At 62.3% G+C, this 12,614-nt stretch carries 9 protein-coding genes; 4 read left to right on the top strand and 5 right to left on the bottom strand.

Features of this window, described 5'->3' with window-relative positions; translation table 11 throughout:
* Positions 1 to 50 precede the first annotated feature (50 nt).
* The 4 genes from C5J24_RS03410 to C5J24_RS03425 form a co-directional block, all read right to left on the bottom strand.
* Positions 51 to 1,712 (bottom strand): thiamine pyrophosphate-binding protein, encoded by a 1,662-nt coding sequence (locus C5J24_RS03410; protein ID WP_105415608.1) that lies wholly within the window; start codon positions 1,710 to 1,712, stop codon positions 51 to 53.
* The gene (locus C5J24_RS03415; protein ID WP_105415610.1) at positions 1,709 to 2,911 is read right to left on the bottom strand and encodes a CaiB/BaiF CoA-transferase family protein; all 1,203 of its coding nucleotides are present in this window, start codon (positions 2,909 to 2,911) and stop codon (positions 1,709 to 1,711) included. Before C5J24_RS03415 ends, C5J24_RS03410 begins: the two co-directional genes overlap by 4 nt.
* Before the next feature lies 1 nt (position 2,912).
* The gene (locus tag C5J24_RS03420) at positions 2,913 to 3,875 is read right to left on the bottom strand and encodes a DMT family transporter (protein ID WP_105415612.1); all 963 of its coding nucleotides are present in this window, start codon (positions 3,873 to 3,875) and stop codon (positions 2,913 to 2,915) included.
* Between the two features lie 98 nt (positions 3,876 to 3,973).
* Entirely contained in the window at positions 3,974 to 4,912 is a 939-nt protein-coding gene (locus C5J24_RS03425) for an alpha/beta fold hydrolase (protein ID WP_105415614.1), read from the bottom strand.
* 91 nt (positions 4,913 to 5,003) lie between these two features.
* Between C5J24_RS03425 and ettA the strand changes: the two genes are divergently transcribed.
* The 4 genes from ettA (at position 5,004) to metF (ending at position 11,224) form a co-directional block, all read left to right on the top strand.
* A complete protein-coding gene (gene ettA / locus C5J24_RS03430; RefSeq protein ID WP_105400760.1) occupies positions 5,004 to 6,653 on the top strand; it encodes an energy-dependent translational throttle protein EttA in 1,650 nt (549 codons plus the stop codon).
* A 222-nt stretch (positions 6,654 to 6,875) separates the two neighbouring features.
* Entirely contained in the window at positions 6,876 to 9,173 is a 2,298-nt protein-coding gene (locus C5J24_RS03435) for a methyl-accepting chemotaxis protein (protein WP_105416607.1), read from the top strand.
* 151 nt (positions 9,174 to 9,324) lie between these two features.
* Positions 9,325 to 10,323 carry a metalloregulator ArsR/SmtB family transcription factor gene (locus C5J24_RS03440; RefSeq protein ID WP_046667564.1) on the top strand — a complete coding sequence of 333 codons (999 nt, stop codon included), beginning with the start codon at positions 9,325 to 9,327 and terminating at the stop codon, positions 10,321 to 10,323.
* Between the two features lie 13 nt (positions 10,324 to 10,336).
* The gene (metF, locus tag C5J24_RS03445; RefSeq protein WP_105415616.1) at positions 10,337 to 11,224 is read left to right on the top strand and encodes a methylenetetrahydrofolate reductase [NAD(P)H]; all 888 of its coding nucleotides are present in this window, start codon (positions 10,337 to 10,339) and stop codon (positions 11,222 to 11,224) included.
* Between the two features lie 417 nt (positions 11,225 to 11,641).
* Here the strand turns inward: metF and C5J24_RS03450 are convergent, their stop codons facing one another.
* Positions 11,642 to 12,571 (bottom strand): DMT family transporter, encoded by a 930-nt coding sequence (locus tag C5J24_RS03450; RefSeq protein WP_105415618.1) that lies wholly within the window; start codon positions 12,569 to 12,571, stop codon positions 11,642 to 11,644.
* Between the last annotated feature and the right edge of the window lie 43 nt (positions 12,572 to 12,614).

Genomic DNA, 12,614 nt, shown 5'->3' on the forward strand with positions numbered 1-12,614 from the left:
TTGATTCAAAAAGCCGGCCTATCGCTCTGATAGGCCGGCTTTTTCTATTTTCAGGCCTTTTCGCGGATCTGGGTCAGCGTCCTGGCCGGCGTGATCGCTTCCGGATCGAGCCTGACCTCGATGATCGAGGGTTTGCCGCTGGCGCGCGCCCGCTGATAGGCAGGGCCGAACTCTTCCGTCTTCTCGACCAGCTCCCCGTGTCCGCCGAAGGCCTTGGCATAGGCGACGAAATCCGGGTTGACGAGGTCGGTAGCGCTGACGCGGCCCGGATACTCCCGCTCCTGGTGCATGCGGATCGTGCCGTAGATGCCGTTGTTGACGAGCACCGTGATGATCGGCAGTCCATAGCGGACGGCGGTGATGAATTCCTGGCCATGCATCATGAAACAGCCGTCGCCGGCAAAGCAGACGACTTCGCGTTCGGGAAACAGCTGCTTAGCGGCAACCGCGGCGGGGAGGCCGTAGCCCATCGAGCCGGAGGTCGGGGCGGACTGGGTGTTGTATTTGCGGAAGCGGTGGAAACGGTGCAGCCAGGTGGCGTAATTGCCGGCGCCGTTGGTGAAGATCGCGTCGTCGGGCACGTTCTCCTCGATCCACTGCATGATCGGCCCCATCCTGACCGGGCCGGGGCCGGCCTCCGGTGGCGTCGACCACTTGAGGTAGGAATCGTGCAGCGCCGATTTCCGTTCGGTCCAGAGCGGGGCGGCCGGCGGATCGAGGTCCTTCAGGGCGGCGACGAATTCCGAAGGGGCGGCGCAGATCGGAAGGTCGGGCCGGTACATGCGCCCGAGTTCTTCCGGATCCGGGAAGACGTGGACGAGCTTCTGCTTCGGGTAGGGGATGTCGATCAGCGTGTAGCTGGAGGAGGGCATTTCCGACATGCGGCTGCCGATCAGCACCAGCAGGTCGGCCTCCTTGACCGCCTTGGCGAGCACCGGATTGATGCCGATGCCGACATCGCCCGCATAGGATGGGTGCAGGTGATCGAAGAGCATCTGGCGGCGGAAGGAGCAGCCTACGGGCACCTTGAAGCGGCTGGCGAAATCCTGGAAATCGGCAACCGCCTGCTCGCTCCAGCGGGTGCCGCCGAGGATGAACATCGGACGCTCGGCGTTCTTGAGCATGGTTTCGAATGCGGCGATCTGGCTTTTGCCGGGATGGCTTTCGACCGGCATGTAGGCGCGGGCTTCAGGCGCCTCGACCTCTTCGACCAGCATGTCTTCCGGCAGCGTCAGCACGACCGGACCGGGGCGGCCGGAGGTGGCGACGGCAAACGCGCGGGTGACGAATTCCGGAATGCGGCGGGCGTCGTCGATCTCGCCGACCCATTTGGCGAATTCGGTGAAGGCGCGGCGGTATTCGACTTCCTGGAAGGCCTCGCGCTCCTTCATATCGCGACCGATCTGGCCGACGAAGAGGATCATCGGAATGGAATCCTGCCTGGCGATGTGCAGGCCGGCCGACGCGTTGGTGGCGCCGGGGCCGCGGGTGACCATGCAGATGCCGGGCTCGCCGCTGAGACGCCCCCAGCTGTCGGCCATCATCGCGGCACCGCCTTCCTGGCGGCAGACGAGGATCTCGATCCCGCTTTCATACAGCGCGTCGAGCACGGCGAGATAACTTTCCCCGGGTACGCAGGAGATGCGCTTGACGCCGTTCGCCTTCAGCGCCTCGACGATGAGCTGCCCTCCGGTCTTCATGACGGTGTTCATTTTTCTCTCCCCTCTTTTTCGATTTGATCGAGTTGCGCCAGCACGTCTGCGGTATGTTCGCCGAGCGCCGGGCTCGGCCGGTGATAGGCAAGCGGCGTTTCCGACAGCACGATCGGGCTACGCACGCCCGGGATGACGGTGCCGTCTGCCGCTTCCAGATCGATTCGGAGCCCGCGCTCCTTGACCTGCGGATCGTTAAACATTTCGGCGATCGAATTGATCGGCCCTGCCGGCACCGCATTGTCGCCGCAGGCGGCGAGCAGCTCGGCCTTCTTCCATTTCGACGTCTGTGCGAGGATCAGCCGGCGCACTTCGACGCGGTTGGCGACGCGCGCCTTGTTGGTGGCGAAACGTTCGTCGTTGGCCATCCCATCGATGCCGAGGATGCGGCAGAGGCGGCGGAACTGACCGTCATTGCCGACGGCGAGAATGAGGTAACCGTCCTCGGTCGCCAAGACCTCGTAGGGGCTGATATTCGGATGAGCATTGCCAAGCCGCACCGGCGCCTCGCCGGAAACCAGGTAGTTCATGTTCTGGTTGGCGAGGATGCCGGCCTGGACGTCGAGCAGCGCCATGTCGACATGCTGGCCTTCGCCCGTTTTCATCGCGTGGATCAGCGCGCCCTGGACGGCGGTCACCGCATAGATGCCGGTGAAGATATCGGCGATCGCGACGCCCGCCTTCATCGGCTGGCCGTCCGGTTCGCCGGTGATCGACATGAAGCCGGACATGCCCTGGACGATGTAATCGTAGCCGGCGAGATTGGCGTAGGGGCCGTTCTGGCCGAAGCCGGTGATCGAGCAATAGATCAGCTTCGGATTGATCTTTTTCAGGCTCTCGTAGTCAAGCCCGTATTTGACGAGGCCGCCGAGCTTGAAATTCTCGATCAGCACGTCGGCGGTTGCCGCCAGCCGGCGGACGATGTCCTGGCCTTCCTCGGTCTTGAGGTCGACGGCGATCGAGCGCTTGCCGCGATTGGTGGAGTGGTAATAGGCGGCCGACAGGTTTTCACCGTCCTTGCCTTCGACGAAGGGAGGACCCCAGGCGCGAGTGTCGTCGCCGCCATCGGGATTTTCCACCTTGATGACGTCGGCGCCCATGTCCGCCAGCATCTGCCCGGCCCAGGGACCGGCGAGCACGCGGGCGAGTTCGATGACGCGGATACCGGTAAGCGGCGGTTTTTTGGGTGTCTGGGTCATGTCACGGGGTCACGGTTGATTTGGCGGCGCTGGTTACCGGCTTCATGGAGGCGACGCGGCGTTCCCGCCAGATGATGTAGAGGCCGGAGCCGATGATGATCGAAATGCCGAGCCATTTGACCGGGTCGGGGAAGTCTCCGAAGACCAGCCAGCCGAACAGCGTCGCCGAAACGATCTCGAAATATTGCAGCGGCGCGATCACGGACGCCGGTGCGGCGCGATAGGCATAGACGGCAAGGATGCCCGACAGGGCCGCGAAGGCGCCGACGCCCGCGAGCCACAGCAGGGTCGTCCAGTCCGGCATGGAGGGGGCCAGGAAGGCGACGCCGCTCCGGTCGCCGACAAAGAGCAGGATGGCCGAGATCGGAATTCCCCAGAGCGCCATCTGGAACTGCATCGACCAGGGATCTTCGCGATGCGCCAGCGCCCGGGTCAGGATCGCGAAGATCGCCACGCAGAAGGCGGTGACGATCGGCAGCAGCGCCACGAAACCGATCTCCTGGAAGCTCGGGCGGATGACGATCATGGCGCCGACGAAGCCGGCCGCGCAGGCGGTATAACGCCGCCAGCCGATGGTCTCCTTGAGGAAGATGCTGGAAAGCACCGTCAGGATGATCGGCTCGACGAAGAAGATGGCGATCGCATCGGCCACTTCCATGACTGCCAGCGTCGCCACGAAGCAGACCATGGAGACAGTGATGAGGGTCGCGCGGATCGCATGGAAGACGCTGAGCCGCCAGGAGAACGTCCGCCAGTATCCATTCCAGAGCACGATCGGCAGCATGCAGAGCGCCTGGAAAGCGAAGCGGGCGGCAGTGATGAAGGTGGGCGATGCGGTATCGGTGGCAAGCTTGGAAAAGATGTCGATAAACGGCGCGATCAGCATCGCGACGATCATCAGGCCGAGGCCGTTGACGATCCGGTTCGGGGCTGATGCGACAAGGCTTGCGGGCGACGAATTCATGGATTTCCTATAGCCGGGACCGGTTCCGGAAGCACTTGATTAAATGTCATGAACTCATTCCGTTTGATATGAAGGGCCGTTTTATATGGACTGTCGATTCAGATCACCGGCGCCGGGACGGGCAGGGCGGCCCGGGCCCAGGCGGCGAATTCGGCGGTGGCGCGGCCTCGCACCGTATCGTTCAGCGTTTCGTGGCGGGTGCCCGGCCAGATCTTGGTGGTGACGTCGGAAAAGCCGTTGCGCTTGAAATGCTCGGACAGCCACAGGATTTCGCGGCCGCCATTGGTCGCCGGGTCCTCGGCGCCGCCGATCAGATGGATCGGCAGGTTCTTCGCCAGCCGATCGACGAGTTTCGGCGCGCGAAAAGTGAGTTCGAAAAGATCGAGCCACAGCGAGACGCTGGCATCGAAACCGCACAAGGGATCGGCGATATAGGCGTCGACGACATCCCGGTCATGGCTCAGCCAGTCGAATTCCGTGCGGTGGCCCGGGACAGATTTCCCCCAGGCTCCGAATGTGAGTTTCGGCAGGAGCCCGCTCGGCACGTCGGAGCCTTTCAGGGCTTTTTCGATGCGCAGGATCACCTGCGCAGCGCGGCCAGCCGCGCCTGGATGGAAATTGGAATTCCAAACCGCGACGGCATTAAAGCTGTCGGGATGGTCGACGGCGGCATTGAGTGCGATCAGGCCGCCCATGGAATGGCCGAAGAGCAGGATCGGCAGGCCGGGATGGGCATGTGCCGCCATGTCGCGCATGGCCTTGACGTCCGCGAGCACTAGGCCGACGCCGTCGCGCCGGGCGAAACGGCCGATCGGTGCGTCCGGCGCGGTGGTCTCGCCGTGACCACGATGGTCGAAGGCATAGACGTGGAAGCCGTGGCTGGCCATGGCCTCGGCGAACCCCCTGTAGCGCCTGGAATGCTCGGCAAGCCCGTGAGAGATCAGCAGGACGGCGAGCCCCGGTTCTGCCGCCGGCTGGTAATGATAGGCAAGGTTTGCACCCGTGGGGCTCTTAAACCGCCTCGTTTCGTCGAACATCCTCGCTCCCTCGACCGTTCGCGCATTGCTCCCGGCCACCAATTCGCCTACATAGCGGCAAACCGAAATTCCCCCCGGAGCACTTTTATCCATGGCACGTCAGTTCATCTATCACATGTCGGGACTCAACAAGTCCTACGGCGCCAAGAAAATCCTTGAGAACGTCAATCTGTCTTTCTACCCGGATGCCAAGATCGGTATCCTCGGTCCGAACGGCGCCGGTAAGTCGACCGTGCTGCGCATCATTGCCGGTCAGGATAAGGAATATACCGGCGAAGCCTGGCTCGCAGAAGGCGCGACCGTCGGCTATCTCGAACAGGAACCGCATCTCGATGAGTCCAAGACGGTTTTCGAGAACGTCATGGAAGGCGTCGCCAAGAAAACGGCCGTCCTCGACCGCTACAACGAACTGATGATGAACTATTCCGACGAGACCGCGGACGAGGGCGCCAAGCTTCAGGACGTCATCGACAGCCAGAACCTGTGGGATCTGGAAAGCCAGGTCGAGATGGCCATGGAGGCGCTGCGCTGCCCGCCGCGCGATTCGGAAGTCACCAGCCTGTCGGGCGGTGAACGCCGTCGCGTGGCGCTCTGCCGTCTCCTGCTGTCGCAGCCGGACCTGCTGCTGCTCGACGAACCGACCAACCATCTGGACGCCGAAACCATCGCCTGGCTCGAAAAGCACCTGCGCGACTATCCGGGCGCCGTGATGATGATCACCCACGATCGCTACTTCCTCGACAACGTCACCGGCTGGATTCTCGAGCTCGACCGCGGCCGCGGCATTCCGTACGAAGGCAATTACTCGGCCTACCTGCTCGCAAAAGCCAAGCGCATGCAGCAGGAAAACCGGGAAGAGGCCGGCCGCCAGAAGGCGATTTCCCGCGAACAGGAATGGATCGCTTCCAGCCCGAAGGCGCGTCAAGCCAAGTCCAAGGCGCGTATCAAGTCCTACGAACAGCTGGTGGAGGCCGCCGACAAGCAGCGTCCCGGCGATGCGCAGATCATCATCCCGGTCAGCGAGCGTCTCGGCCAGGTGGTCATCGAGATGGAAGGCATCACCAAGGGCTTCGAGGGCCGCACGCTGATCAACGACCTGTCGATCAAGCTGCCGCCGGGTGGCATCGTCGGCATCATCGGCCCGAACGGCGCCGGCAAGACCACGCTGTTCCGGATGATCACCGGCCAGGAAACCCCGGATGCCGGTTCGATCCGGGTCGGTGAGACCGTCCACCTCGGTTACGTCGACCAGAGCCGCGATGCGCTCGACGGCAACAAGACCGTCTGGGAAGAAATCTCGGGCGGCGCCGAAATCATCAAGCTCGGCAAGTTCGACATGAACTCCCGTGCCTATTGCGGCGCCTTCAACTTCAAGGGCGGCGATCAGCAGCAGAAGGTCGGCAACCTCTCGGGTGGTCAGCGCAACCGCGTTCACCTTGCCAAGATGCTGAAGGCCGGCGGCAACGTTCTCCTCCTCGACGAACCGACCAACGACCTCGATACGGAAACGCTGGGCGCGCTCGAAAGCGCGCTGGAAAACTTTGCCGGCTGCGCCATCATCATCAGCCACGATCGCATGTTCCTCGACCGTCTGGCGACGCATATCCTTGCCTTCGAAGGCGACGGCCATGTGGAATGGTTCGAAGGCAATTTCGAGGACTATGAGCAGGACAAGGTCCGCCGACTCGGCCCCGACGCCCTCAACCCGGGCAGCCAGGCTCACAAGCGTCTGACGCGTTAGTCTTTTTTAGCTTCACCTAATTCAAAACCCCGGCTCTGCCGGGGTTTTCGTTTTATGTAAGATTAATAAAAGCTAAAATTCGAACCCCCAAAATTATGGGTATTTTTGACGTAGCCCGATAAAGACAATTGCAAAGATTGCCAGCGCATTTTCGCCCAGGGAGACCATGTCCGCGTGGGTCTTGACGCTGTCATGATGACGGCCCGCTTCAAAGGGTTTTTCATGCTGCGTTTGATCGAACGTCTGCCTTTCCGTACATCGTTGACGCTTCTTGCTGCCGTTCCGCTCCTGGCCGTGATTGGGCTCGGCGCTTTCGTCACGTTGAATAGCTACGGCGCTTATCAAAAGCTCTCCGGCGCGGCGGCCCTTGAACGTCTGGCTGGGGCGAGTGGACGGCTGATGCTTGCCTTGCCGGTTGAAAGTGCCGCTTCGCCCGATCAGCGCGGCCAGATGCGCCAGAAAACCGATGAGGCCTACAAGGCAATCGTTGCGGGCTACAACGAAGTGGTCAGTGCCGGCTATGCGGACACGCTCTTGACCGACATCAAGCGCACTCTCGACGAACGATACGTCAAGATTTCGGAGTTCCGCGGCAAGGTGGACGCCGGACCCATCGATGCGATGGTGCCGCTTCTCTATCTGCAGCCGCTTTCCGCGTCCTCCATCCAGCTGACCGCGCGAACCGGCAATATCATGGAGGATCGCGATCTCCAGCAGGGAGTAACGGGCTATGGCGCCCTGCTGCAGTATAATGAAGGTTTTCTCGTTCTTAACCGGATCGGTATGCAATATACCAAGAACGGTACGCTTTCACTTGAAGAGTTTGCTCGCTTCGGTGCTGCAACGACCCAGATCCGAATCTACGCTCAGCTCGTGCGCGAGTTCGTAAATCCTGCGATTGTTGGCCAGCTGGACACTTTCATGCAGTCGGCCCCAGGTCGATTGGTTCAGCAAAGGATCGAGGAAATGGCGAAGAATACGGCCTTCACGCCTGCTCCTGCCGATCTGGATAACTGGACCCGAGCAATGGCATCGCGTCGTGACTTCGTCGGCCAGTTGTTGGTTGAAACCGCGGCAAGCGTCCACGCACAAGCCACGTCCAAGCTTGGCAATTCCTACAATTCATTGTTGACGTCGCTGACGCTGCTTGGCGCGTTTGTCATCGCCGCCATTGCCCTGTCAGTCGTGATCGCTCGCCAGCTATCCAAATCAATTCGTCGGGTCGGCGACCGTATGGCAAGCCTCGCTTCGGGCAATACCGAGGAGGCAATCCCCTACGCTGACCGCAAGGACGAAATCGGCGCCATGGCCCGTTCGGTCGAGGTTTTCCGCGAAGCCGCTATCCGCAATCTCGAGCTGGAAGCCGAGGCAGAGGCCACCCGTCGTCGCTCGGAAGCCGAGCGCATCGAAATGCAGCGCCAGAGCGAGGCGGATACCGAGGCGAAGCTGACCCAGGCGACCGGTGCGCTCGCCGCCAACCTTCGCCGTCTTGCCGCCGGCGACATGCTTTGCGAAGTGAACGAAGCCTTGGCGCCGCAGTTCGAAGGCCTGCGCCACGACTTCAATACCTCGGTCCGCCAGCTGCGCGACGCGCTGCTCAGCGTCGGCAATTCGGTTTCCACCGTCACCAGCGGTTCGAGGGAAATCTCCGACGCGTCCGACAACCTGTCCAAGCGCACCGAACAGCAGGCTGCTTCGCTGGAAGAAACGGCAGCAGCACTCGAGGAGATCACCGCCAACGTCGTTTCTACCTCGAAGCGCACCGGCGAGGCCCGCGATGTCGTCCGCGACGCGCGGACCCGCGCGGACCAGTCTGGCCAGGTCGTCCGCAACGCGGTTGCTGCCATGGAGCGGATCGAGAAGTCGTCCAGCCAGATCTCCAACATCATCGGCGTCATCGACGAGATCGCCTTCCAGACCAACCTGCTGGCGCTGAACGCCGGCGTGGAAGCGGCGCGTGCCGGTGAAGCCGGCAAGGGCTTTGCGGTCGTCGCGCAGGAGGTCCGCGAACTGGCCCAGCGCTCGGCAAACGCCGCCAAGGAAATCAAGTCGCTGATCTCCAACTCGGCGGTTGCCGTCAGCGAAGGCGTCAAGCTCGTCAGCGAGACGGGCGAGGGGCTCAGCGTCATCGAGCAACTGGTTCAGACCGTCAACGGTCACATGGATGCGATCGCGATCGCGGCACAGGAACAGTCGGTCGGCCTGGCCCAGGTCAACACCGCCGTCAACCACATGGACCAGTCGACCCAGCAGAATGCCGCAATGGTCGAAGAGATGAACGCCGCAGGCGCCGGCCTTGCCCAGGAGAGCGGCAAGCTCAGCGATCTCCTCTCGCACTTCCAACTCGGCGGCAGCGCCTCGGGCCAGCTTCGCGAGACGGCGAGCCGCATGCGTGCGCCGGCAGCTCCGGCCTCGCGCCCGGTCGCCGCTGCACCGAGCCGTCCGATGCCGGCGCGCGCTCCGGTTTCCCGCGGAAATACGGCCCTCGCGCAATCCGCCGACGAGTGGGAAGAATTCTGATCTTCCTGGCACAAACAGAGCTTGAGAGGGCGGCTTCGGCCGCCTTCTGCGTTTCAGGCGACCTCGTCGGATCCATCAGTTGCCGCTTGCATAGAACGGCAAAACGATATAAACATATCTTTATATCTTGATTGCGTAAGGATGCGGCTGAATGGGATTGGCGCTCGACACCCTGGTGGACGTACTGAAAACAGCCGGCGAGCCGACGCGCTTCCGCCTGCTTGCGCTTCTCGCTGCCGGGGATCTCACCGTCACCGATCTTACCGAAATCCTGGGCCAGTCGCAGCCGCGCATTTCGCGGCATCTGAAGCTGCTTGCCGAAGAGGCGCTGATCGATCGCTATCAGGAAGGCGCCTGGGCTTATTTCCGGCTGAAGCAGGAAGGCAAGGCGGCAACGCTGGTGAGGACGCTGCTCGCCGCCTCCTCGGAGGAGGATCCGGTGCTGCTCAGGGACAGCGAGCGGCTGACGACGGTCAAGCGTCTGCGTGCCGAACGCGCGCAAGCCTATTTCACGCGCAACGCATCCGAATGGGACGAGCTTCGCCGCCTGCATATCAGCGACGCGGCAGTCGAATCGGCGCTGCTCAAGCTGATCGGCCCGGCGCCCGTCGACGCGCTTCTCGATCTCGGCACCGGCACCGGCTGGATCCTCCAGCTTCTGTCCAACATCTACCGTCGCGCCGTCGGCATCGACGCGAGCCGCGACATGCTCTCGGTCGCCCGGTCCAATCTCGACAAGGCCGGGATCGTCAAGGCGTCCGTCCGGCACGGCGACATTCTCAACCTGCCGCTCGAAGGCCAGGATTTCGACCTGATCACCGTTCACCAGGTGCTGCACTTCCTCGACCAGCCGGAACTGGCGATCGCCGAGGCAGCCCGCGTGCTGCGTCCGGGCGGCCGCCTGCTGATCGTCGATCTCGCACCGCATACGCTCGAATACCTGCGCAACGACCACGCCCATGTGCGTCTCGGCTTCTCCCATCAGGTGATGGCGGAGTGGCTCGAGAAGGTGGGCCTCGAAGTCGAGCAGGCGATCGATCTTGGTTCTGGCAAGGAAGGCGGGCTCACAGCCACAGTCTGGCTCGCCCGCGACCGCCGCCTGCTGATCGCCGCCCATCATGCATCCGCCCAATCGCAAACCGTCCTTTAAGGGAGCTGAACCAATGACCGCCGATAGCGAAACTTTCAGCGTTTCCTTCGAATTCTTTCCGCCGAAGTCGGAAGAGATGGAGGGCCAGCTCTGGGATACGGTCGATGAACTGGCGCTCTGGGATCCGAGGTTCGTTTCGGTCACCTATGGTGCGGGCGGTTCGACCAAGGCGCCGACGATCAACACGGTGCGCCGCCTGGTCGGCGAGACCTCGCTTGCGACCGCCGCACATCTGACCTGCGTCGATGCCACGCGAGAAGAAACCCATTCCGTCGTCGGCGAGTATCGCGCCGCCGGCATCCGCCACATCGTTGCCCTGCGCGGCGATCCGGCGAGCGGTGTCGGCACGGACTATCGCCCGCATCCGCAGGGTTATGCCAATGCAGCGGAGCTGGTGCGCGGCCTGACAGAACTCGGCGGCTTCGACATTTCCGTCTCCGCCTATCCCGAAAAACATCCGGAAAGCGCCGATCTTGGCGCAGACATCGAAATGCTCAAGCGCAAGGCGGATGCCGGCGCCGCCCGGGCACTGACCCAGTTCTTCTTCGACAATGACGTTTTTGAACGTTACCTCGAAAAGGTCCGCGCCGCCGGCATCGCAATCCCGATCGTGCCGGGCATCATGCCGATCCAGAACCTGACCCAGCTCAAGCGTTTCGCCGGTCGCTGCGGTTCCTCGGTTCCGTCTTTCCTGGATGCCCGTTTCGAAGGGTTGGACGACAAGCCCGAGGATCGCGCCAGCGTGGCTGCCGACATCGCCGCAGAACAGATCGAGGATCTGATCCGCCGCGGCCTTGGCGACTTCCACATCTACACGATGAACCGGGCACCGCTCGTCTCCGCCGTCCTTCAGCGGCTTGGCCGCCGGCAGATCCGCACACCGCGGATCGCCGCTGCCTGAGCGCAATGAAAAAAACGCATGCTCCTACGAAAGGAGCATGCGTTTTCACCGGAAGTGCTGATTATCAAACGGTCTTGGATGCGATATCTTGAACTGGTAGTGGAACTGGTGGCGCTCAAATGAAGAGCATGGATGCCACAAACACAAACGCTGCACTGACTACCAAGACATTGAGAGAGTATGTACGTCCCATGTCTGCCTCCTTGCGTTGACGGGCAGACTTTATGTCGGTTTTGTGCCGGTTGGGAAGCGTATTTCTATGCTGCAGCGCCGTTCGCCTGTTCACCTTATCCCGGTGCTGATCACGCAAGTCACTGATTTTTATCGGTAAAGCATCCGTTAATCTTAATTTCCGCAGAGTTAAAAAGCCGTGTACGGCTGTTAACTTCTGACATATTCCGTGATGGTTTCGATCCGTTACGACGCGCCGGACGGCGAATTGCTGCGCCTGCGAAGGAGCCTTCCGTCGAGCAGGACCAGGCCGAAACCGATCAGCAGCATGCCGATGAGGTCGGTCGCCTCCAGTCTTTCGCCGAGGAAAAGCGCGCCGAGAAGGATCGCGCTCGGAGGCACGACGAGCGTAACCAGAGAGGCATTCGTCGCGCCGGCCATCCCAAGAATTCGGAAATAGAGGAGATAGGCGAAGGCGGTCGAGAGGAGCGCCAGGGCGAGGATCGCAAGGACGGCATGCGTCGATGGGGCGGGCAGCGCCCAGGGCTGGTCGGCGAGCAGCGACACGGGCAGCATCATCAGGCTGGAGGCCGTGAGTTGACCGGTGGCGCTGACTGGTGCGGGCAGGCCGCGGAAGCGTTTGCCGTAGGTGCCGGCCACTCCGTAGGAGATTGCCGCAAGGATCGGCAGGATCAGCGCCCAGAGCGGCGCGGCCGCGGCCGCCGTGACGCCCGGACCGATCAGCACGGCGGTACCGGCAAGACCCGCAAGGCAGCCGGCGATTTTTGCCGGTGTCAATTTTTCGTCGGCTGTCCAGCGATTGGCTATCAGCACCGTCCAGATCGGCGTGGTCGCGTTGAGGATCGAAGCGAGACCTGCGCCGATCTCGGTCTGGCCAAAGAAGATCAGCGTATGGGGAAGGGCGTTGTTGATGAAGCCCATGACCAGGAAGGACCGCCAGTGGGTTCTAAGCGTCGGATAGAGCTCGAACCGGCCGCGCAGATAGATGTGCAGCGCCGCTGCTGCCAGGAACAGGCGCAGGAAGACGAGGGTGAAGGGCGGCACTTCCACGACTGCGACGCGCGCGAAGAAGAAGGATCCGCCCCAGATCAGCCCGAGCAGCAGGATCAGGGCCCAGGCGGTGGCGCTGGGCTTCGAAATGGCGGCGGTTGTCATGCAAAATCCCCCTCGTGGTCAAGGTCAGGGGATATCCCTTTGT

It is taken from the genome of Neorhizobium sp. T25_27, from assembly GCF_002968565.1.
Lineage (GTDB): Bacteria > Pseudomonadota > Alphaproteobacteria > Rhizobiales > Rhizobiaceae > Neorhizobium > Neorhizobium tomejilense.